General features: G+C 67.3%; 20 protein-coding genes. 15 read left to right on the top strand and 5 right to left on the bottom strand.

Features of this window, described 5'->3' with window-relative positions; genetic code table 11:
• Nucleotides 1–144: 144 nt before the first annotated feature.
• The 3 genes from ACNO8X_RS02340 (at nt 145) to ACNO8X_RS02330 (ending at nt 5,123) form a co-directional block, all read left to right on the top strand.
• Nucleotides 145–3,186 carry a hypothetical protein gene (locus tag ACNO8X_RS02340; protein ID WP_418003989.1) on the top strand — a complete coding sequence of 1,014 codons (3,042 nt, stop codon included), beginning with the start codon at nt 145–147 and terminating at the stop codon, nt 3,184–3,186.
• Between the two features lie 51 nt (nt 3,187–3,237).
• A complete protein-coding gene (locus ACNO8X_RS02335; protein WP_418003988.1) occupies nt 3,238–4,014 on the top strand; it encodes an SDR family NAD(P)-dependent oxidoreductase in 777 nt (258 codons plus the stop codon).
• A gap of 176 nt (nt 4,015–4,190) precedes the next feature.
• Nucleotides 4,191–5,123, top strand: a complete 933-nt coding sequence (locus ACNO8X_RS02330; RefSeq protein ID WP_418003987.1) for a DUF4349 domain-containing protein — start codon at nt 4,191–4,193, stop codon at nt 5,121–5,123.
• 74 nt (nt 5,124–5,197) lie between these two features.
• On the opposite strand, the gene ACNO8X_RS02325 is transcribed toward ACNO8X_RS02330, so the two are convergent.
• The 4 genes from ACNO8X_RS02325 to ACNO8X_RS02310 form a co-directional block, all read right to left on the bottom strand.
• Nucleotides 5,198–6,052, bottom strand: coding sequence for an IS3 family transposase (locus tag ACNO8X_RS02325; RefSeq protein ID WP_418003986.1), 855 nt, complete (start codon nt 6,050–6,052; stop codon nt 5,198–5,200).
• Nucleotides 6,049–6,378 (bottom strand): helix-turn-helix domain-containing protein, encoded by a 330-nt coding sequence (locus tag ACNO8X_RS02320; protein ID WP_418002669.1) that lies wholly within the window; start codon nt 6,376–6,378, stop codon nt 6,049–6,051. Before ACNO8X_RS02320 ends, ACNO8X_RS02325 begins: the two co-directional genes overlap by 4 nt.
• 266 nt (nt 6,379–6,644) lie before the next feature.
• Nucleotides 6,645–7,769: an NDMA-dependent alcohol dehydrogenase gene (locus ACNO8X_RS02315; protein ID WP_043391875.1), complete on the bottom strand. Its 1,125-nt coding sequence runs from the start codon at nt 7,767–7,769 to the stop codon at nt 6,645–6,647.
• A 180-nt stretch (nt 7,770–7,949) separates the two neighbouring features.
• Nucleotides 7,950–8,984: a sigma-70 family RNA polymerase sigma factor gene (locus ACNO8X_RS02310; RefSeq protein WP_418003985.1), complete on the bottom strand. Its 1,035-nt coding sequence runs from the start codon at nt 8,982–8,984 to the stop codon at nt 7,950–7,952.
• Nucleotides 8,985–9,044: 60 nt separating this feature from the next.
• Here ACNO8X_RS02310 and ACNO8X_RS02305 point away from each other — a divergent pair, with 60 nt between their 5' ends.
• From ACNO8X_RS02305 to ACNO8X_RS02290, 4 genes are all read left to right on the top strand, one after another.
• Nucleotides 9,045–9,884: a lysophospholipase gene (locus ACNO8X_RS02305; protein ID WP_418003984.1), complete on the top strand. Its 840-nt coding sequence runs from the start codon at nt 9,045–9,047 to the stop codon at nt 9,882–9,884.
• Between the two features lie 13 nt (nt 9,885–9,897).
• Nucleotides 9,898–10,929 (top strand): hypothetical protein, encoded by a 1,032-nt coding sequence (locus ACNO8X_RS02300; RefSeq protein ID WP_418003983.1) that lies wholly within the window; start codon nt 9,898–9,900, stop codon nt 10,927–10,929.
• Between the two features lie 76 nt (nt 10,930–11,005).
• Nucleotides 11,006–11,755, top strand: coding sequence for a DUF2786 domain-containing protein (locus ACNO8X_RS02295; protein WP_418003982.1), 750 nt, complete (start codon nt 11,006–11,008; stop codon nt 11,753–11,755).
• Nucleotides 11,756–11,767: 12 nt separating this feature from the next.
• Complete coding sequence (locus ACNO8X_RS02290) at nt 11,768–12,259, top strand: TIGR04338 family metallohydrolase (RefSeq protein WP_418003981.1); 492 nt, start codon at nt 11,768–11,770, stop codon at nt 12,257–12,259.
• Between the two features lie 114 nt (nt 12,260–12,373).
• Here the strand turns inward: ACNO8X_RS02290 and ACNO8X_RS02285 are convergent, their stop codons facing one another.
• Complete coding sequence (locus ACNO8X_RS02285; protein WP_418003980.1) at nt 12,374–13,375, bottom strand: DUF4331 family protein; 1,002 nt, start codon at nt 13,373–13,375, stop codon at nt 12,374–12,376.
• Between the two features lie 117 nt (nt 13,376–13,492).
• Between ACNO8X_RS02285 and ACNO8X_RS02280 the strand changes: the two genes are divergently transcribed.
• From ACNO8X_RS02280 to ACNO8X_RS02245, 8 genes are all read left to right on the top strand, one after another.
• Nucleotides 13,493–14,125, top strand: coding sequence for an O-methyltransferase (locus ACNO8X_RS02280; RefSeq protein WP_418005742.1), 633 nt, complete (start codon nt 13,493–13,495; stop codon nt 14,123–14,125).
• 26 nt (nt 14,126–14,151) lie between these two features.
• Nucleotides 14,152–14,532, top strand: coding sequence for a hypothetical protein (locus tag ACNO8X_RS02275; protein WP_418003979.1), 381 nt, complete (start codon nt 14,152–14,154; stop codon nt 14,530–14,532).
• A 141-nt stretch (nt 14,533–14,673) separates the two neighbouring features.
• Complete coding sequence (locus ACNO8X_RS02270) at nt 14,674–15,111, top strand: SPW repeat protein (protein WP_260934478.1); 438 nt, start codon at nt 14,674–14,676, stop codon at nt 15,109–15,111.
• Between the two features lie 177 nt (nt 15,112–15,288).
• Nucleotides 15,289–16,629 carry an FAD-binding oxidoreductase gene (locus tag ACNO8X_RS02265; protein ID WP_418003978.1) on the top strand — a complete coding sequence of 447 codons (1,341 nt, stop codon included), beginning with the start codon at nt 15,289–15,291 and terminating at the stop codon, nt 16,627–16,629.
• Nucleotides 16,626–17,372: a DAPG hydrolase family protein gene (locus ACNO8X_RS02260; RefSeq protein WP_418003977.1), complete on the top strand. Its 747-nt coding sequence runs from the start codon at nt 16,626–16,628 to the stop codon at nt 17,370–17,372. The genes ACNO8X_RS02265 and ACNO8X_RS02260 overlap by 4 nt, the downstream gene beginning before the upstream one ends.
• 116 nt (nt 17,373–17,488) lie before the next feature.
• Nucleotides 17,489–18,559, top strand: a complete 1,071-nt coding sequence (locus ACNO8X_RS02255; protein ID WP_418003976.1) for an alpha/beta hydrolase family protein — start codon at nt 17,489–17,491, stop codon at nt 18,557–18,559.
• A complete protein-coding gene (locus ACNO8X_RS02250) occupies nt 18,556–19,767 on the top strand; it encodes a saccharopine dehydrogenase family protein (protein WP_418003975.1) in 1,212 nt (403 codons plus the stop codon). The genes ACNO8X_RS02255 and ACNO8X_RS02250 overlap by 4 nt, the downstream gene beginning before the upstream one ends.
• Before the next feature lie 94 nt (nt 19,768–19,861).
• Nucleotides 19,862–20,677 carry a PaaX family transcriptional regulator C-terminal domain-containing protein gene (locus tag ACNO8X_RS02245; RefSeq protein WP_418005741.1) on the top strand — a complete coding sequence of 272 codons (816 nt, stop codon included), beginning with the start codon at nt 19,862–19,864 and terminating at the stop codon, nt 20,675–20,677.
• Nucleotides 20,678–20,721: the final 44 nt, after the last annotated feature.

Raw genomic sequence — 20,721 nt, 5'->3', positions numbered from 1 at the left:
TCCCCGCCGGCCGCCGGCACGTTTGCTGACCCGGTGGCACCCCTTGTCGCCATATGACACAACCGTCAATTCCGCGGAAATTGCTGTTCCGTCGGTGTTAGCGTCCTGTCGTCGCAGTCAATATTGCGGGACGGGGCGGGGCACATGGGCGGTAATCATCGCGAACTCGACGTACGCGGACCACGTTTGGCGCTGCTGGGCATAGCGGCGGCGACGGCCACGGCCACCGCTGTCGTCGCGCCGGCTCCCACGCCCACGGCGTTGCTCGCACAGAGTCAGCGTGCGGTGAACCTGACGGCCGCCACCACGCCCTACCAAGCGTTCCAGCACACCGTCGACGCCGTGCTGCCGGCGCTGGTCAACCAGTTCGGCCGGCCGCCGACCGTCACCCTGCAGACACTGCTGGCGCAGATCCCGCCGAGCCTGCTGACCGACGTCCTCAACGCCAACGTCGGCAACATCAACGTGCCGTCGCTGCTGAATCTGCTGAGCCCCGACCTGGTTTCCGGCCTGACCTCGCAAGTGGGCTCTGGCACGACGTCGCAGTTGAGTTCGGCGATCAGCGCGGCCGTCAGTGCCGCGCTGGGCAGCGCCCTTTCGGGCCTGACGGGCACGAGCTTCCTGAACACATTGCAGACGGGACTGGTGAGCGCACTGGTTGCGCCCTTGCAAACCATGCTGGGCGGACTGTCCATCACCGTGCCCATCCTCGGGATACCGCTGAACCTCTCGGGTCTGGTCAACGTCTCCGGCCTCGCCACGACGGTGGCGAACCTCGTCGCCACCGACCTGATCGGTCAGCTGACCACCGGCATCACCAGCGGTCTGACCGGCAGCCTGTCCGGCAGCGCGCTCACCAACGGCCTCGGCGGCACCCTCGCCGGCGCGCTGAGTGGCATCGTCGCCGGCAATCTCGGTGATCTGGTGAATCCGCTGCTACAGGCCGCCGGCTTCGAGGACGCCGCGGGCAACATCGGCGTCGGCTCGCTACTGAACCTGGCCGGGCTGAACCTCGGCAGCCTCGTCGAGAGCAATGCGATCTCCGTGACCACCGCCGGCCCGGCCTTCACCCTGGCCAGATTGCTGGGCGTCGACCTCGGCTGGACGCCCGGCACCGAGACGGCCATCGCCGACCGGGTCAACAACACGGCGTACTTCACCCTCGGCACCGACACCCTGAAGAACGCGCTCGCGACGAACCTGACCAATGCGCTGGGCACCGGCGCGCTGGCGACCAGCCTGACGCCCATCCTGACGAGTGCGCTCACCAGCACCCTGACCAATTCGCTCACCACCTCGCTGACGACCGCGCTGACCAGCGCCCTGACCAGCACCGTGGACGGCACCGTTGGCAGCACCACCTCGCTGACTTCTGCGTTGACCACTGCCATCAGCACGGCCGTCGGCGACCTGGGGCTGAGTTACATCCCGCTGGTGGGTAGCGCGATCGACCTGACGGGCACGGTCGTGAATGCGCTCAATCCGCTGATCGGAGGCCTCGTCACGGGCCTGACCAGCGGGACGAGCATCAGCACGCTGGTGAACGCCACCGTGTCCAGCACCGTCACGAGCGTGGTCGGCAGCGTCGTCACCGGTGCCACCAGCGGGCTGTCGGGCACCGTGTCCAGCGCGCTGACGGGTGTGCTGAGCAGTGCGGTGCTCGGCGTCGTCAATGCGATCCCGTCGATCGACATCGGGTCGGTGCGGATCCCGATCGTGGTCGGTACCGGCCTGGGCGCGTTCTCAGCCGGTGCGGCGTACCGGGATGTGCTGGCCAAGCTGTCGTCGCAGCCCGGCGGGCTCCAGTACTCGGGTGCCACGTCGATAGCCGGCAGCCTGACACTGTTGCCGGAGATTCTGCTCAACAACGCGGGCCGCGCGAATGGCGGTGTACTGGCACGGTTCTTGTCGGTGTTGCGATTGTTGGGCATCAATGCCGTCACCCCGGACGTGGCGATCACCAGCAGCGGCGGAACGGCGGTGGGCAGCACCGGCCTGGCGCTGGGCGGCGCGAACCTCGTTCCGGTGAAGGTCGACGCGACCGTCGAGTACCAGCCGCTGTCGGACTTCGCCGCCTGGGCGAATCCGGTGACGCTGATGAACAACCTGGCCGCGGGGCTGCTGCCGACGTACATCCTGCGCGGCGTCGACCAGGCGACCACGGCCGGCCAACTGATCACGCAACTGGAGTCGATGGTCACCAATCTGCAGAACGGTGGCCAGACCAACACCAACATCTACCTGACGGCCGCGGCGAACCACCTGCCGCTGCTGGAGCCGGTCTACCTCGCGGGTGACGCGATGAACCTCATGGGCCTGACGCCCGTCGGGAACGCCGCCTACCGGTTGGGCAATGCACTGTCGCCGGTCCTGACCAGCCTGGTGAACCTGGGGTACTCGGACGCGTACTGGGATCCTGCGTCGGGCCAGTACCTGCGCACCCTGAGCACCGCGGCCACGCCGGTGCAATTCGGCACCTTGCCGAACATCGACTGGTCGAAGGTGGGACCGCGCCTGTTCACATCACTGGTCACCGGATTCGAGCACGCGTTCACCGGCCCGGTGTCGATGCCCAACGCCATCTCGCAGGCGATCTCCCTGATCAGCAAGGGCGGAAATCTCCTGAGTCTGGGTGCGCTGCCGTCCACCACCGCGGCCGTCAAGGCGCCGACCGCGCTGCCGACGGCGGCCACTGCGCCGACCGCGACGGCCAACAAGTCGAAGACGCCGACGGCCATCGCGGCCATGCCGGCGGGGACCGCTGCGGAGACCGGGAAGCAGACGACGTCCGCGACGGTGACCAAACCGTCGACTGAGACCGCGCCGTCGCCCGCCACCGAGTCGCCGAGCCCGGAACCGAGGACCCAGGAACCGGCCAAACCCAAGCACGCCGCCGACGACGCGGACGCCGGAGCGACGGGGGTCGCCGGGGCTGCGAAGGACAGTGCCGCGTCGGATGACGGCAAGCCCGCCGCCGCGGTCAAGGACAAAGGCAAGGGTGAGCGCAAAGCGGGCAAGCCCAAGGGCACCAAGTCCCCGAAGCCGAAAGACAATGCCGCGAGCGGGGATTCGTCAGCTGCTGCGGCAGACGGGGACAGCTCCGGAACAGGCCGGCACCGTGCTCCGTCGTCGACCGGCGGCAAACACCGTGCCCCGGAATCGGGCAGCGGCAAGCACGCTGCCTGAGCATTGCCAGGTCCGTCCCACTCAGTGGTTGGCCTCGCATACGCTGTCGGCGTGGATATCAATGGAGCTAGCGCGGTCGTCACCGGCGGCGCGTCAGGAATCGGTGCGGCTGTAGCCCGTCAGTTGGCCGCCAAGGGTGCCCGGGTCGTCATTGCCGACCTCCAGGCCGAGAAGGGCGAGGCGCTCGCCAAGGAGATCGGCGGCGTCTTCGTCACCGTCGACGTCACCAACACCGAGCAGATCATCGACGCGGTCAAGACCGCCGCTGACCTCGGCCCGCTGCGCGCCCTGGTGAACTCGGCCGGCGTCGGCTGGGCCCAGCGCACCATCGGCAAGGACGGCGAGTTCGAGTCGGCGCACAGCCTGGACCTCTACAAGAAGGTCCTCGACATCAACCTGGTCGGCACCTTCGACTGCATCCGCATCGCCGCCACCCAGATGAGCAAGAACGACTTCACCGAGGCCGGTGAGCGTGGCGCCATCGTCAACATGACCAGCGTCGCGGCGTTCGACGGCCAGATCGGCCAGGCCGCGTACTCGTCGTCCAAGGGCGGCGTCGTGGGCCTGACCCTGCCGGTCGCGCGCGACCTGTCGGCAGTCGGCATCCGCGTGAACACCGTGGCCCCCGGCCTGATCGACACCCCGATTTATGGGGAAGGAGAGGCCTCCGAAGCGTTTAAAGCCAAGCTCGGCGAGTCCGTGCTGTTCCCGCACCGCCTGGGCAAGCCCGAAGAGCTGGCCTCCATGGTCGTCGAGCTGCTGACCAACTCGTACATGAACGCCGAGGTCGTCCGCGTCGACGGCGGCATCCGGATGCCTCCGAAGTAGTTTCTTCGCGACCAGACACAGAGCTGCCCCTTTCCTCGGGAAGGGGCAGTTTTGCGTCTACTGACGGCGCGATGCCGCCGCGAGCGTGCACGGAGATCGCGGATCTAACGGGCAGCGCGGTCTGGCTGCACATTCGCCGGGTAATTCCTGTGAAACGCTGCGTACGCTGGGATGGCATGACGCGCACGAGGTTCCGGCCGGTCGCTTTTCTCGCTCTGTTGATCGCCTCGCTGTGGCTGGTCGCCGGATGTGGCGGCAATGGTCGCCATGCCGATTCCAGCGCGCCGGCGACCGCACAACTCAAAGCCGGCGCCCCGGACTCGAGCGGCATCGCCGGCAAGGGCGGGGCTCCGGAAGCTCCCGCGCCACCTGTCGATCAGGCGCGGGACGTCGTCAAGACCGCATCGTTGATCCTGGTCGCCGCGGACCCGGCGGTAGCGGCGGACAAGGCGACCGCGCTCGTCGACAAGGCGGGTGGACGCGTCGACGAGCGCTCGGACGACGCCGGGTCGACGTCGGGCCGGGCGAGCGTCCACCTGGTGCTGCGGGTTCCGGCAAATGGGCTCGACGCCGCGCTGGCCGCACTCAAGGCGCTCGGGACCGTCCAGACGCTCGAGGTGAAGACCGACGACGTCACCGCGCAGCGCGTCGACCTCGACGCCCGGATCACCGCGTTGAAGACGTCAGTGGACCGGCTGCTGGCGATCATGCGTGACTCCAAGGATCCCGATGCGTTGATCAAGGCCGAGGATGCGCTGTCGTCGCGGCAGGCAGAGCTGCAGAGCCTGCAGGCCCAGCGCGACACGCTCCGCGACCAGATCACCTATAGCTCGGTCGACGTCCAGATCACCGCCGAGCGTCAGGGCGGCCCCGCTCCGGTCCGCTATCACGGGTTCTTCGGGCAGGTCGAGCATGGCTGGGATACGTTGTGGGCCTTCGGTTCTCACCTGGTACTGGCGCTCGGGTTCCTGCTGCCGTGGCTGCTGCCGCTCGCGGTACTCGGCGGGGCGATCTACGGGTTCATCAGGTGGACCGGTTCGCGGCGCAACCGGCCGGTAGCGGCCGCTCCCGCGCCGCCGCAACCAGAGCCCGTGGAGTCGCCGAAGTAGTTACCTGCCGAGCAGACGCAAAAACCCCCAAAACCTGAAGTGGTCCCCGAAAGTTGGACTCTGAGGGTTGGAGCTTAAGCGGCAAGGGCCTGGGCCCGGTATTGGACCGGGCTCAGGCCCTTGAGCTTTGTGGAGATGCGTTCGGTGTTGTACCAGCAGATGTAGTCATCGAGCTCAGCGGTGAAGTCCTCGATGGTGTCGAATCGGTTGTGGTGGAACATTTCTGACTTCAGATGGCCGAAGAAGTTCTCGGCGACGGCGTTGTCGTAGCAGTTGCCCTTGCGTGACATGGACTGCGAGGCATCGGCATCGTTGAGCAGGCCACGCCAGGACCGGTGCCGGTACTGGAAGCCTTGATCGGAATGCACCAGGGGCCGCTCGCCGGGTTCGAGGGTGGCGATCGCCGAGGCCAGCGATGAGTTGGTCAACTCCAGATTCGGTGACAGTGACCAGGAGTGCGCCACCACCGATCGGTCGAACAGGTCGAGCACCGGCGACAGATAGACCTTGCGATCGCCGATCCGGAACTCGGTCACGTCAGTGACCCACTTCTGATTCGGCGCGGTGGCGGCGAAGTCGCGATCGAGGACGTTGTCGGCGATCTGCCCGGTCTCACCGGTGTGGGAGTTGTAGCGGCGGCGGCGCCGCACCCGGCAGATCAGCGCGAGCTCGCGCATCAACGCCAGCACGGTCTTTTTGGCCACCACAAAACCCCGTCTGGTCAGCACGGTGTGCAGCCGGCGGTGACCGTAGCGGCCGTAGGCGGCCTCGAACTCCTCGGCGATCGCGGTCTTGAGGTCAGCCCGCGGGTCGGGCACCTCAGGTTTGCCCTGGTGGTAGTAGAACGTCGACCGCGCCAGTCCCGCGACCTGCAGTAACAACGGCAACCGATGGTCAGCCTTGAGTGCGGCAACAGCGGCGGCTTTCACCGCTGTTCGTGCGCCATCAAGGCCCGCAATTTTTTTAGGTAGGCATTTTCCGCCCGCAACCGCAGATTCTCCTGCTCGAGCCGCTGCAGATCGGTCAGCTCCTGTGGCGGGGAGTCGGCGTTTTTGGGTTGACGCCCTTTGAGTTTGGGTTTCAACCCATCCTCACCCAGTCGGCGATAGGACCGCACCCACGATCGCACGAGCTGGTCCGAGGACAGCCCGTACTCCATGGCCACTTCGGCTGCAGTCGCGCCATCGTTGACGACCTTGCCCACCACTTCGAGCTTGAACTCGAACCGATACTGCGTGTTGGTCGGTTTAGCCACTAGCGCCTTCCTGCCGTGCAGGACCCATCGACGACGCAGATCGCGAACCGCCCAACGGCTCACTCCCAGATAACTCGCCGTGGCACCATAGCCCCGACCCTGCTCGAACAACGCTACCGCCACACTGCGTTGGGCCTCAGTCAACGAACACTGTGGATGCAAAAAAGTACTCCCCAGACGAAGGAACCGAATTTCTCGGTCCAACTTCTGGGGAGCACTTCAACCGAGTGATTTTGGGGGTTTTTGCGTCTGCTCGCGAGAAGCAGTTACCAGTCGGACTCGTCGAAGGTGACGACGCCGCGAATGTTGTTGCCGTCCAGCATGTCCTGGTAGCCCTGGTTGATGTCCTCGAGCTTGTAGGTCCGGGTGATCATGTCGTCGATGTTCAGCAGACCGGACTTGTACAGCGCGGCCAGGCGCGGGGTCTCGATGTGCGAGCTACCGCCACCGAAGATGTTGCCCTTCAACGTCTTCTGCAACATGGTGAATAGGAAGAGGTTCATCTTGACGTCGGCGTCCATCATCGAGCCCATGCCGGTCACGACGCAGGTGCCGGTCTTGGCCGTCAGGATCATGGCCTCTTCGATGTACTCGCCCTTCATCTCGCCGACGGCGATGATCACCTTGTCGGCCATCAGGCCCCAGGTCAGGTCGATCATCGGCGCGATGGCCTCGGCCATCGACGGGTAGACGTGCGTGGCACCGAACTTCAGCGCCTGCTCGCGCTTCCACGGGTTGGGGTCGATGGCGATGACGTGCTTGGCGCCGGAGATCACCGCACCCTGCAGCGCGCTCATGCCGATGCCGCCGACGCCGACGATGGCGACCGACTCACCGGGCTGAACCTGCGCCACGTTGGTGGCCGAACCGAAGCCGGTCGGCACCGCGCAGCCCATGATGGCCGCGGACTCGAACGGGATGTCCTTGTCGATCTTGACGACCGAGTCCTTGTGGACGGTCATGTACGGCGCGAAGGTGCCCAGCAGGTTCATGGCCGCGACCTCTTTGCCGCGGGCATGGATGCGGTTGGTGCCGTCGGCGATCGACTTGCCACCCAACAGGACGGCGCCGCGGTCGCACAGCGAGCGGAAGCCCTTCATACACGGCGGGCAGGAGCCACAGGCCGGGATGAACGCGAGGATGACGTGGTCGCCCTCTTCGATGCCGGTGACGTTCTTGCCGACCTTGGTGACGACGCCCGCGCCCTCGTGCCCGCCGAGGCAGGGCAGCGGCATCGGGGTGGCGCCGGTGGTCAGGTGGTAGTCCGAGTGGCACATGCCCGCGGCATGCATCCGGATCTGTACTTCGTCGGCGACGGGGTCACCGAGGTCGATCTCCTCGACCTGGAACGGGGAGTTCACTTCCCACAGCAGAGCACCTTTGGTCTTCATGACGAAGATCATAGCCATAAATCGAGAACACGTTCCAGAAAGATGCTATGGCAGGCACTCTACCTGCACGTATATGGCATCAGAACATGTCGTACGAGTGGGCTGAAAACTAGCAGCAGTAGTGCGCAGCCCCAGGAGTAGACATGCGGAAACCACGGCGGGTGCGAACGCGGGCGGCTGTCAGAGGTGCGGAGCCAGCCTGAACTTCTCGAACAGCGTCGGGTCCATGAACGCCACGACGTGCGAGATGCCGCCCGGCTTGATGTCCAGCACGTGCAGCTGGAACGCCTCGTGCCGGCCGGTCTCGGGGTTGCGCATGTACATGCCCGCCGCGGACTGCCCATTGGCGGTGGTGACGACGAACCGCATGTCGCCCGGGTGCTCGGCGGGGCATTTGAACCGGGACAACTCGACGATGTCCCGGGGGCCGGAGTACCAGGTGTCGAACGGGGGCATCTCCCACACCGAGTCGGCGGTGAACAGCTCGACCAGGGCGTCCATGTCGTACGACTCGAACGCGTTGACGTACTTGGCCAGCAGGTCGCGCGCCTCATCGGACTCCGGGGCGACCAGGACGTCGTCCTGGCTGGGGCCGACGGCGTCGAGTTGGGCGCGGGCCCGCTGCAGCAGGCTGTTGACGGCGGCGGTGGACGTCCCGACGGCCTCGCCGACTTCGGCGGCCTTCCACTGCAGCACGTCGCGCAGCACCAGTACCGCGCGCTGGCGCGGCGAAAGATGTTGCAGCGCAGCGATGAAGGCCAGGCGCACCGATTCGCGGGAGCCGACGATGGTCTGCGGGTCACCCGGTGCGTCATGCACGTCGGGCAGCGGCTCGAGCCACGCGGTGTCGGTGCGTTCGGTGATCTCGGCCTGCGGATCGGCCGCCGGCTGGCCGAGCCCGGACGGCAGCGGCCGGCGCTGACGGCCCTCCAGCGACGTCAGGCAGGTGTTGGTGGCGATGCGGTACAGCCACGTGCGCACCGATGACTTGCCCTCGAAGTTGTCGTAGGCCTTCCAGGCGCGCAGGTAGGTCTCCTGCACCAGGTCCTCGGCGTCGTGCAGGGAACCGGTCATGCGGTAACAGTGGGCCAGCAGCTCGCGCCGGTGCCGTTGGGCGTCGGCCAGGAACGCATCGCGTGACCGGGATGACGTGTCTGCTGCACTGGATTCGCTGAGGACACTCACCTGACCCAGGGTACGCAGGGGGTGTGACATCCGGCGGGAGTCGCGGCGGCGACGGACGCGCCGACGGCAGACCCCAGATATTGTCTGTGCATGGCCACCACCCGCAGCGAACGCAGCTTCGACGGTATCGGCGGCACCAAGATCGTCTACGACGTCTGGGTGCCCAATACCGACCCGACGGGCGTGGTGGTGCTGTCCCACGGTTTCGGTGAGCACGCCCGCCGCTATGACCATGTGGCGCAGCGGTTCGGCGAGGCCGGGCTGATCACGTTCGCGCTCGATCACCGGGGCCATGGCCGCTCGGGCGGCAAGCGCGTGCTGGTCCGCGACATCTCCGAATACACCGGGGACTTCCACCACCTGGTCGGCATCGCGACCGCCGAATACCCCGAACTCAAGCGGGTCGTACTCGGCCACAGCATGGGCGGCGGGATCGTCTTCGCGTACGGCGTCGAGCACCCCGACGACTACCACCTCATGGTGCTGTCCGGGCCTGCGGTCGACGCCGGGTCCCAGGTCGGCCTGCCGTTGACGCTGGCGGCGAAGCTGCTGGGCTCCATCCTTCCTGGGCTGCCCGCGCAGAGCCTGCCGTTCGACGCGGTGTCGCGTGATCCCGAGGTGGTCGCGGCCTATAACGCCGACCCGCTCGTGTACCACGGCAAGGTGCCCGCCGGGGTGGGCAAGGTGCTGATCGAGGTCGGCGAGACCATGCCGCAGCGCGCCGCCGCCCTCACCGCGCCGCTGCTGGTCGTGCACGGCGAGGCCGACAAGCTGGTGCCGGTCGCCGGCAGCCGCAAGCTGGTCGAGTGCGTCGGCTCGACCGACGTGGCACTGAAGGTGTACCCGGAGCTGTACCACGAGGTGTTCAACGAGCCCGAGCAGGCAGTGGTGCTCGACGACGTCGTCAGCTGGATCGAAGTGCGCCTATGACCGGAGCGTGCCCATGAAATGGGTTGTCCGCCTACTGATTTGGCTGACGGTGCTGGCGGTCGCCGCGTGTGGTTCGACCACCCCGGCAACCGACTGGGTCGATGAGGACGTCAGCTTCGTCGCCGATGGACTGACCATCCACGGCAGCTACCGCCATGTGCCCGGCGCCGCCGCGGCCCCGTCGGTGTTGCTGATCTCCGAAAGTGGCCAGACCGACCGCAACGGCGACAACGCCGTCGCCGGCAAGGTCGGCAACATGCGACAGCTCGCGGAGTATCTGTCCGGCAAGAACGTCGACAGCCTGCGCTACGACAAGGTCGGCACCGGCAAGACCGGCGTGGGCCCGCATGCGCAGAACCTGCGCGACGTGGGCAGCGCCGTCTACACCGCCGGCGCCAAGGCGGCCGTGCGGTTCCTGTCCACGCAAAAGGGCACCGACACGTCACGAATCTCGGTGTACGGCTTGGGTGAAGGCACGGTGCATGCGTTGGCGCTGGCCACTGATACCAGCGAGGGTGCCCCGAAGGTTCATTCCCTCGCACTACTGCAGCCGCTGGCCGGCCGGTATCTGGACGTCATCACCAATCGGGTGCGCTCCTCGGTCGACGCCGACGTGAAGGCCGGGGCCAAGACCCGGCAGCAGGCTGACCAAGTGATGACGGACTGGGCGGCGGCGGTCGCGACGACACGGGCCACCGGCATCCCGCCGGCCAAGCTGCCCGAGGGTCTGAGCGCGATCCTCAATTCCGCCAACGCCAAGGCGGTGCTGGAGGCGGACGCCATCGATCCGCTGGCGCTCGCCGCGAAGATCCCGAACGGCACCCCCGTGCTGTTGACCTGCTCCGACTCAGACGTGCAGGCATTCTGCGAGGCGGAGCAGCCGCTGATCAACGCATTGGCGCACACGGCGCTGACCGTGGTCCCGCTGAAGGGCGTCAGCCACGTCCTGCGCGACGATCCCAGCGACAACGTCGCCAACTACGCCAACAAGGCGCCCCTGTCTCCGCAGCTGGTCAGCGCGCTGGACGGATTTGTCGGCCGGTAGTCGTACACTGCCGCCATGGGGGATGAAACAAGCACTATGTATCTGAAAGGTCTTGTCGGACAGGGTAGTTGGTACGATGAGTGACGACAAGATGTTGGCCCGGATCGCGGCGCTGCTGCGGCAGGCCGAGAACACCGACAATGAGCATGAGGCCGAAGCGTTCATGGCGGCCGCGCAGCGGCTGGCCACCACCACCTCGATCGACCTGGCGGTGGCGCGGTCGCATGCGGCGACCCGAACCTCGGCGCAGGAGCCGGTGCAGCGCACCGTCACCATCGGGGAGGCCGGTACCCGGGGGCTGCGGACGTTCGTGCAGTTGTTCGTGCTGATCGCCCGGGCCAACGACGTGAAATGCGACATCGCGTCCAACTCGACGTTCGTCTACGCCTATGGGTTCGCCGAGGACATCGACGCCACGCACGCCCTGTACGCCAGTGTGGTGGTGCAGATGGTCAAGTCGTCCGACGCGTATCTCGCGACCGGTGCGCACCGGCCGACGCCGACCATCACCGCCCGGCTGAACTTCCAGCTGGCGTTCGGCGCGCGGGTCGGGCAGCGGCTGGTCGACGCGCGGGACGAGGCCCGGCAGGCGGCGACGGTCGAGCGCGCGGACCGGCCGGGGACCGCGGTTGCGTTGCGCAACAAGGACCTTGAGCTGGTCTCGTTCTACAAGAAGACGTCGCAGGCCCGCGGTAGCTGGCGGGCGACGAGCGCGTCTGCCGGCTACTCGTCGGCGGCGCGGCAGGCCGGGGACCGCGCGGGGCGCCGGGCGCGGCTGGGGCCGAGTCCCGAGTTTTCCGGTGCGCGTACTGCCCTGGAGAGGTGACCCGGTGGAGCGATGAGCCGGGACGCCCAACGGTCCGCGGTGTATGCCGCTGAGCAGTTCGTGCGCACCTTGTTCGACCGCGCGTCCGATCGTGGCAACCGGGCGGTCGAGTTCTTCGGAGCGCAGCTGACGCTGCCGCCGGAGGCCAGGTTCGGGTCCGTCGACGCGGTGCGCCGCTACGTCGACCAGGTGCTGACCATGCCGGCAGTGGCGGCGCGGTGGCCCGATGCCGGTGCGGTGGCCGTGCGGGCGCGCCGGGGCGTGACGGCCGCGCACTACGAAGCCGGCGACTGCGGCGCGGTCATCGCGGTACCTGAACGCCAAACAACCTGGGCACTAAGGGAATTGGTGGTGCTGCACGAGGTGGCTCACCACCTCTCTGCCGCGGTGCCGCCGCACGGGCCGGCATTTACTGCGACGTTCTGCGACCTGGCCGACGTGGTCATGGGTCCCGAGGTCGGGCACGTGCTGCGGGTGGTCTACGCCAAAGAGGGAGTGCGCTAACCCCTCCCGCGAGCCGTGCTGGGGGTACCTCCCGCGAGCGTGCGTGTCTGTGCGGCAACACGCCGTGTTCGGCGTGCATTTCGCGCACACTCGCGGGCGTCGAGCGGGCGAAAATCAGTGCGGTGGACCCAGATACGGGAAGACGTCGAGGGTGTCGGCGTGTGGACTCAGCCCTGATGGTGGGCAGTCGCCCTTGGTCAACGACGCCAGGCGGTAGTCGATCACATCGTCGGTGAACACCCGCCCGTTCGGGTACCTGGCCGGTTCGGCGGGGTTGAAGGTCAGCATGTCGGGCAGGATGCCCTCGGCGTCGACAGCGGCGACGGCCTCCTCGTCCGAGTAACCGCCAGTGTGCCCCAGTAGGTGGACGAACATGGGCAGCCAGCGGTCGCGATCATGGATCGGCAAGCTGGCGTTGTACTCCTCCTTGGTGTCGTCGGTGTTGAAGAAGCTGCTGACCGACGGATGCCCGGCGCGGTCCACGTGGAGCAGCTCACCGTTTCGGCGCACGCTGCAGCGGCCCCAGATCCGGATGTCCGGCGCGGCGCCCAGTTGCGCAGTCGGCAGTTCCAGGACCATCGAGCACACGTTGGCCTGCGTGTTGGAATCCACGCCGGTCCAGGGGAACTCGCCGCTGAGATGGAGTGCGGTGAAATTGCGCCCACCCCTGATGTCGAACAGGTTCTTGATGCCGTCGAAGTCGAAGAAGAAGGCATCGCTGCGCGCGCCGGCGAAGAACTGGTATCCGTCCGACTCGGCGATCACGGGCTCTTTGCCGAACGACACCTCGACGCCCTCGAAGATCTTGTCGCCCACCGCTTCCGGTGACTCGGCGTCCTTGCCGGTCGCGAGATATACGTCGACCGTCTGGCGGCCGGAGCTGGGCTCGGAAAACACATAGCTGAAGGCGATGTCGTTGCAGAGGTCGCCGTCGTTGTCGATGGCCAGCCGATAGATGGCATCCGGGTGCAGGGCGTCGGCGCTGGGGTTGGCGTTGAGGATCAGGACCGTGCGGGCCGGGTCGGCCGGCGATTGGAACGCGTACAGATCGCAGAGGTCCAGCCGCTGGTCGCCCAGCGGCGGACCCAGGCTGAGCCCGGTGAAGTGATTCGACATAGGCGTCATTCAAGTCGTCGGGGGTCTGCCGCGAGCCTGAATCGGCCGATCACCGACGGGTTCCGCCCGCGCTAGCCTGGCTTTGTGACGGAACCAGATCCGAAGACTGTTGACGAGATGTTCAACCAGGTGCTGCGCACCGAGGACGAGGCGCTGGCTGCAGCCCGCCAATCTGCGGTGACGGCCGGGATGCCGGCGATCGAAGTGTCCGCGCAGCACGGAAAGTTGTTGTCGCTGTTGGCGACGATCAGCGGTGCCACCCGGGTGCTGGAAATCGGCACGTTGGCCGGCTACAGCACCATCAACCTGGCGCGCGGCGTCGGCGCGGCAGGCCGCGTGACGACGCTGGAATACGACGCTCGGCATGCCGACATTGCCCGGGCCAACTTCGAGGCTGCCGGCATCGACGATCAGGTCGAGGTGCTGGTCGGCGCGGCCCTGGACACCTTGCCGCAACTGGCGGAGCGCGGCGAGCAGTTCGACTTCTTCTTCATCGATGCCGACAAGGAGAACAACAGCGCCTATGTGGAATGGGCAGTGCGGCTGGCGGTTCCGGGCGCGGTGATCGTCGTCGACAACGTGACCAGGATGGGTCGGGTGCTGGAACCAGCTGCTGCTGACCTGCAGGCCCGCGGAGTGCGCGACATGCTGGAGCTCGTGGGCAATCACCCGCGTCTGCAGGCCGCCGCTATCCAGACCGTCGGCACCAAGGGCTGGGACGGTTTCGCCGTGGCCCGGGTGGGGGAGTAGTGATCCGGGCGGGGCTGAGGACGTCGGTGGCGGGATTGCTGCTGGCTGTCGTTATCGCGCCGCCGGCATCGGCCGATCCGACGCCGCTGCCGGAAGTGCCCGGGTCGCCCGGAACGACGTTCATCGATGATCCGGCGATCCTGGACGCGCACCTGCTGACGGCCGAATCCTGGAGCCGGCTGGACCCGGAACCCGCGTTGGCGCTGAACATCTCGGTCGGATCGCCCGACTGCTACGGGGTGCACGCCGCCGTGCAGGAAACGGAACAGTCCGTGGCGGTCACGCTGACGTCCGGCCGCCGGTCTGACCGCGAGCGCATGGTCTGCACCATGATGATCATGCCCGGCAAGATCATTGTGCCGCTGAGCAATCCGGTCGGGGAGCGGACAGTGCTGGTTGCCGAATAGGGCCGTCGGACGCCACGATCGGAGCCGCCCAAGGCCGACCTTCTCCGGGCGCTCTCGATGTGCCAAATCCGCGTAACCTGGGCAGTGATGGATGGGTGCGGCGAGGCCGAACCCCTTGCCGCGTAACGGAAGGGGTATGAAATGACTACGGTCCATTCATCTATAGATCAACACCCCGACATCCTGGCGCTGCGGGCCCGCTACGACCGCGTTGCCGAATCGATGGCGGCGCAGGCGACCTTCGGGCTGACCCTGCTCACCGCGGTCTACGTCGCGATGTCGCCGCAGATCATCGGCTACCAGGGCTCCGCCAAGCTGACAGTCAACGCGCTGATCGTGGGCGGCACCATCGGGTTCCTGGCCATGTGCTTCGGCTGCGCGCTGGACCGGACCCATGGGATGACCTGGACACTGCCGGTTCTCGGTGTGTGGCTGGTGATTTCACCATGGATCTATGGCGGCGGACCCACTGCCGGCGTGATGTGGTCGCACGTGATCAGCGGTGTGCTGGTCGCGGTGCTGGGCATGTACGCGATGTACTTCGGGATGCGGGTGCGCAACTCGGACCGGCACGGGTGATCGCTACTTGCCGTGGGTAGGTCCCACGGCAGACTGCCCACCAGCCGAGCGTCAGCAGCTCGGCCGGCGGGCAGGTCTGTGCTCGGGCTGAGGGTCCCGCATTGCCAATTTGACGTGTCGGATAATTCCTGGTGCTACGTTTCGGTGAGGGTGGGCATCGAGGCGTGAGGAATTGCGGTGACAGCTTTGGCCGAGGTCCGACATTTCCGCCGCACCGATGCGGGCTATGACGAGGCTCGCCGCGCGACGGTGTGGAATGCGCTTGTGCCACAGCGCTTTCCGGACATCATCGTGCAGGCGTCCAGCAGTGCCGACGTGGTGGTGGCGGTCCGGTATGCCCGCGCGAACGGCCTGTCTGTCGGCATCCGTTCCGGTGGGCACAGTTGGGCGGCCAACCATCTACGCGACGGCGGCATGCTGCTCGACGTGAGCGGGCTCGATGTCTGCCGGGTCGATCGCGACGCGATGATCGCCGTCGTGGGCCCGGGCAAGGGCGGCAGCGTGCTGGCGACCGAACTGGAACGGCAGGGTTTGTTCTTCCCGTCCGGGCACTGCCGGGGCGTCGCGCTCGGTGGCTACCTGCTGCAGGGCGGATATGGGTGGAACAGCCGGGTGCTCGGGCCGGCATGTGAAAGCGTGCTGGCGCTGGACGTGGTCACCGCCGACGGCGAGCAGATCCGTTGCGACGCCGAGCATCACCCCGACTTATATTGGGCCGCACGGGGATCGGGCCCGGGATTCTTCGGTGTGGTGACGGCATTCCACCTGCGGCTCTACCCGAAGCCGCCGGTGTGCGGCAGCAGCCTCTACGTCTACCCTTTCGAGGCCGCCGACGAGATCTACGCGTGGGCCCGTGCGATCAGCGCCGACGTCGACCGCCGGGTGGAGCTGCAGATCGTCGCCTCGCGGGCCATGCCCAGTTCTGGTCTGGATGCACCCGGCATCGTGCTGGCCTCGCCGGTGTTCGCCGATACTGACGACGAAGCGAAAGATGCAGTGGCACTGCTGGATACGTGCCCGGCACGGGCACACGCCCTGATGGCCGTGCCGTACGCGCCGACGAACCTGCCCACCTGGTACGAGGCAGTGATGAGTAACTACCTGAGCGACCACCGCTACGTCGCCGACAACATGTGGACGTCGGCCTCGGCGGCCGAACTGCTGCCGGGCGTGCGGAACATCCTCGACACCATGCCGCCGCACCCGTCGCATTTCCTCTGGCTGAACTGGGGTCCGTCGCCCGCCCGCCAGGACATGGCGTACAGCCTGGAAGACGAGGTCTATCTCGCGCTCTACTCCGGCTGGGCCGACCCCGCCGATGACGAGAAGTACGGAGACTGGGCCCGGTCCAATATGGCGGCGATGTCCCACCTGGCCACCGGGATACAGCTGGCCGACGAGAACCTGGGGGCGCGTCCGGCCCGGTTCGCCACCGATGCGGCCATGGCGCGACTGGACGCTGTGCGCGCACAATATGACCCGGACGGTCGCTTCTACGCGTGGATGGGTCGGACATGAGCTACCTGGGTTATCGCGGCGACGACGCCGACACGGCATTCGGCAGGTTTTTCAACCCGGACATGGCGGCGCTGCCCCGCCATGTGGTGCAGGCGCTCGAGCACGGGCCGCAGGCCGGCCCGGTGCTGCCCGACTTCGATGAACCGCTGGGTGAGGACGGTTATCAGCAGACCGAGAACGGGTACGGCAGCCTGTCGGACGGCGGCTACACCGTTGCCGTGCGCACTGATATGCCGGGCGTGACGCCGCAGATGTGGGACTGGTGGTTCGGCTGGCACGGCTGCGATCCGCGCCGCTACAAGCTCTGGCATCCCCGGGCGCATGTGTCGGCGCAATGGCGCGACGGCCGTGACGACCTCGCCTATGTCGGCCGGACGTCGCTGGTCGAGGAGTATCTCGGGTCGGCGCTCAGTTCGGTGGCAATCCAATTCGTCGACCCGACGTCCCAAGGGCACGCTGGGCTGGCCATCGCGGCCCGGCTGGGTTCGGCCGACATCCCGGTCGACATCGGGTGGCTGGTACATCAGGTGCGGCCGACGCCGGATGGTGCCGAGATGCGCTCCCGATTCTGGATGGGCGGCCAGCACGTCAGTTTCCGTGCCGGTAAGTCCTTGGCGGACCACGCTTTTCGGGTACTTGCCGCGCGTCAGCTGCCTCGTCCACGGGATCTGCTGGTGCACTGCGCGCAGGAGATGAACCACCTCGCCGGCTTTCTGCCCGAGCTGCACGCCGAATTCGCCTGACCGCCGACTGGCCAGTTATCGCGCGCGAAACCTGGAAACGCGTGCCATAACCGGCCGCTCGGCGGGTGTGGCTGACGCCACCGCCACAAAACTATCAGTCACGATACGATCGTTTCATGACTGATAGTTTTGAACGGGTTCGTCGCCGCGCTGGCTGGGTGCGTCGCACGCTGATCACGCTGGGCTGTGTCGTCGCGGTGCTGCTCTCGGCGGGCGGTTGGGTGCTCTACGCCAACAACTTCGCGATCCGCGAGCAGCACGTCACCATCCCCGGGCCGGTGCAACCGCTCGACGGTGTGCTGGCGCTGCCGAAAACCGGAACCGGACCGTTCGGGCTGGTGGTGTTCGTGCACGGCGACGGGCCCGCCGACGCCAGCCGCGACGCGGTCTACCGGCCCATCTGGGAATCGTTCGCGCAGGCCGGCTACGCGTCGTTGTCGTGGAACAAGCCCGGCATCGGTGGCGCTCCCGGCAACTGGCTGGACCAGAGCATGGCCGACCGGGCCGACGAGACGAGTGTGGCGATCGACTGGGCCCGCACCCGAGCCGACATCGATCCGCACCGGATCGGAGTCTGGGGCATCAGCCAGGGCGGCTGGGTGGTGCCCGAGGTGGCGGTGCGCAAACCCGACCTGCAGTTCGTGATTCTGGTTGGCCCAGCGATCAATTGGCTGCGCCAGGGCGAATACAACCTGCGGGCCGAGCTGCGGGCGCGGCAGGCGCCGCAGTCGGAACTCATCGCGGCGCTCGACCGCCGGGAACGGACGAACCAGCTGCTGCGGGGCGGCGCCACCTACCGCCAGTACCGCGTGGCGCACATCGACTCGTCGCCGATGTCCGCGGACCGCTGGGGATTCGTCGCCCGCAACTACCGCGCCGACGTCAGCGCCACGCTGTCGCGCCTCGCGGTCCCGGTACTGCTGGAGCTCGGCGAGGACGATCTGAACGTCGACGTGGCCGAAACCGAGCGCGTCTACCGCGAACTGGTGCGGCCGGAGCTGCTGACGGTCCAGACCTATCCGCACGCATCGCACAGCCTCGCCAGAGGCGACCTGGAACGCAATCCAGACAGCGTAAAGGCCTATGCGATAGGAACTTTCGCGCCGCGGCAGATCTACGCACCCAGCTACCTGGACAACCTCCGGCGCTACGTCCAGGAACTACCGGCCACTAAGGAGGCCCGATGAGGATTCTCGCGCTGGGCGGTCCCGGGGCAATGGGTGCCGTCGCGGTCCGGCTCGCCGCGCAGCTGCCCGGGGTTGACGAGATCGTCATCGCGGACCGTGACGGTGCCGCCGCCGGCCGGCTGTGCGGACAACTCGCCGACGCCCCGGTGCGGATCAGCGCCGCCCAGGTCGACGTCACCGACGACGCGGCCCTCCGCGGTCTGCTTGAGCCGGCCGACCTCGTCGTCAACACCGTCGGGCCGTACTACCGCTTCGGGGTCCCCGTGTTACGGGCCGCGATCGCGACCGGGACGCACTACGTCGACATCTGCGACGACTGGGAACCGACGGTGCAGATGCTCGAACTGGACGAAACTGCCCGTGCCGCAGGCATTTGCGCCGTCATCGGCATGGGAGCCAGCCCGGGCGTGAGCAATCTGCTCGCCGCGACCGCGGCCGCCGAACTCGACACGGTGCGCGATGTCTACACCGCGTGGCCGGTGGACGTGCCCGGCACGGGAGGCGACGGTGGGGAGGTGCTGCTGGGCCCGGACGGGCGGCCCTCGGCGGCGGCCGTGCACTGGATGCTGCAGAGCAGCGGCAAGATTTGTACCGTGCGGGCCGGGCAGTTGACGTTCGAGCGCCCGTTGCGCCCGATCGGGCTGACCTTGCCGCGCGGCCGCCACGGCACCGCGTACTCGATCGGTCACCCCGAGCCCATCACGTTGCGGCGGACGCTCGGGCTGACCGGCGAGGCCGTCAACCTCATGGTGATCCGGCCGCAGACGCTGGTCTATCTCGACGTGCTGCGCCGCGACATCGACCGGCGCCGATTGACCCACGAGACAGCGGCGTTGCAGTTTGCGAAGCCGAACCTGTTGCGCTACTTGCGATCTGTCCCGTTGTCCCTGAGAAGCAACGGACCGGGCACGCTGCCGCCGTTCTTCGCCGCGGTGTCCGGTGTCAGTTCCGGACGCGACTGCATGGTGCTGGCCCATCTCGACCTGTCCGGTACCGCGGCGGGCTTGTTCGGTGACATGGCCCGGGCCACCGGCATCCCGCTCGCCATGGGGCTTTCGCAGATCGTCGACGGCACGGCGCGACGTCCCGGGGTACATCCGCCCGATGCCGTCATCGATGCGCGGCGGTTCTTCGCGGACCTCGCCCGCCAGCTCGACCGGCCCGCCGACCGGCCGCTGGTCGTCATCGAACGGGACGAGCGTGCCTAGACTTGGGAGCCCCGCCGATTGTGCCGCGGGCGCAAGGAGCTGACCGTTGGAAGACCAATCCATCGAGGTGCCGACCCGCACCCTCGTCGAGAGCATGCTGCGGGACGACGCGACCATCGACGCCGGCGCGCTGTATGACGTCGCGGGCGAGCTCGGCATGACGGACCAGCAGGTGCGGCTGTGCATCAAGCGGCTGGTCGCCGACGGCCAGTTCACGCAGGACGGGCGCGGCCGAAAGGCGGTGCTGCGCGCGACCGATGAGCTGCGCAGCACCATCACGCCGGATCGCGACTACATCCGATTCATGTATGCCCAGGACCGGGGCGACGCTCCGTGGGACGGGCGCTGGCATGTGGTGGCGTTCGCCGTCCCGGAGTCGGTCCGGGCGGCGCGCGATGCGATGCGTGACGCCATCGTGCGCCTCGGCGGTGCCGCGATTCAAGGCGGCCTGTACGTCTCCCCGAACGACTGGGATAGCGAGATATCCGCAGCGGCAGAGCAATTGGGAATCTCCGAGCACGTCACCACGCTGACGACTGCGGATTTGGCCGTCGGCGACATCATCGAGCCCTGTGCCCTCGCCACTCATATCTGGCCGCTGGACGAGATCGCCGAGCGGCACCGACGGCTGCTCGCCGTCGCGGAACGCGCACTGCTCGCCTTGCCGGACGCCACCCCGACCCGGCAGCAGACCATTGCGATCGAACTGGCCGCCGAGTTCACCCGCGCCATCGAGCCCGATCCGCTGTTGCCGCCGGAGTTGTTGCCGCAGCCGTGGATCGGTGCGGCGGCGCGCGCGGCAGTCGCGGCCTGCTGGGCGGAGATGAGCAAAAGCGATGCCCCGCAACGCATCAAGCTGTTCCAGTGGTACGCCGACGTGATCGACGAGGTGGCACTGCCGCGAGGTTGACCCGGCGAGTGGCCAGTTGACGCACGCAAATCACGAGAACGCGT

The sequence above is a fragment of the Mycobacterium sp. PDNC021 genome, assembly GCF_048282635.1.
Taxonomy (GTDB): domain Bacteria; phylum Actinomycetota; class Actinomycetes; order Mycobacteriales; family Mycobacteriaceae; genus Mycobacterium; species Mycobacterium llatzerense.
Note: the sequence above shows the minus strand (reverse complement) of the source record. Positions and strands in the feature narration are given on the sequence as shown.

What these genes read in the sequence shown, in the direction of transcription:
- ACNO8X_RS02340 (WP_418003989.1), top strand. Translation starts at nt 145, where the DNA reads ATGGGCGGTAATCATCGCGAACTCGACGTACGCGGACCACGTTTGGCG.
- ACNO8X_RS02330 (WP_418003987.1), top strand. Translation starts at nt 4,191, where the DNA reads ATGACGCGCACGAGGTTCCGGCCGGTCGCTTTTCTCGCTCTGTTGATC.
- ACNO8X_RS02315 (WP_043391875.1), bottom strand. Translation starts at nt 7,769, where the DNA reads ATGAAGACCAAAGGTGCTCTGCTGTGGGAAGTGAACTCCCCGTTCCAG.
- ACNO8X_RS02310 (WP_418003985.1), bottom strand. Translation starts at nt 8,984, where the DNA reads ATGTCACACCCCCTGCGTACCCTGGGTCAGGTGAGTGTCCTCAGCGAA.
- ACNO8X_RS02305 (WP_418003984.1), top strand. Translation starts at nt 9,045, where the DNA reads ATGGCCACCACCCGCAGCGAACGCAGCTTCGACGGTATCGGCGGCACC.
- ACNO8X_RS02300 (WP_418003983.1), top strand. Translation starts at nt 9,898, where the DNA reads ATGAAATGGGTTGTCCGCCTACTGATTTGGCTGACGGTGCTGGCGGTC.
- ACNO8X_RS02295 (WP_418003982.1), top strand. Translation starts at nt 11,006, where the DNA reads ATGAGTGACGACAAGATGTTGGCCCGGATCGCGGCGCTGCTGCGGCAG.
- ACNO8X_RS02290 (WP_418003981.1), top strand. Translation starts at nt 11,768, where the DNA reads ATGAGCCGGGACGCCCAACGGTCCGCGGTGTATGCCGCTGAGCAGTTC.
- ACNO8X_RS02285 (WP_418003980.1), bottom strand. Translation starts at nt 13,375, where the DNA reads ATGTCGAATCACTTCACCGGGCTCAGCCTGGGTCCGCCGCTGGGCGAC.
- ACNO8X_RS02280 (WP_418005742.1), top strand. Translation starts at nt 13,493, where the DNA reads ATGTTCAACCAGGTGCTGCGCACCGAGGACGAGGCGCTGGCTGCAGCC.
- ACNO8X_RS02270 (WP_260934478.1), top strand. Translation starts at nt 14,674, where the DNA reads ATGACTACGGTCCATTCATCTATAGATCAACACCCCGACATCCTGGCG.
- ACNO8X_RS02260 (WP_418003977.1), top strand. Translation starts at nt 16,626, where the DNA reads ATGAGCTACCTGGGTTATCGCGGCGACGACGCCGACACGGCATTCGGC.
- ACNO8X_RS02255 (WP_418003976.1), top strand. Translation starts at nt 17,489, where the DNA reads ATGACTGATAGTTTTGAACGGGTTCGTCGCCGCGCTGGCTGGGTGCGT.
- ACNO8X_RS02250 (WP_418003975.1), top strand. Translation starts at nt 18,556, where the DNA reads ATGAGGATTCTCGCGCTGGGCGGTCCCGGGGCAATGGGTGCCGTCGCG.
- ACNO8X_RS02245 (WP_418005741.1), top strand. Translation starts at nt 19,862, where the DNA reads ATGCTGCGGGACGACGCGACCATCGACGCCGGCGCGCTGTATGACGTC.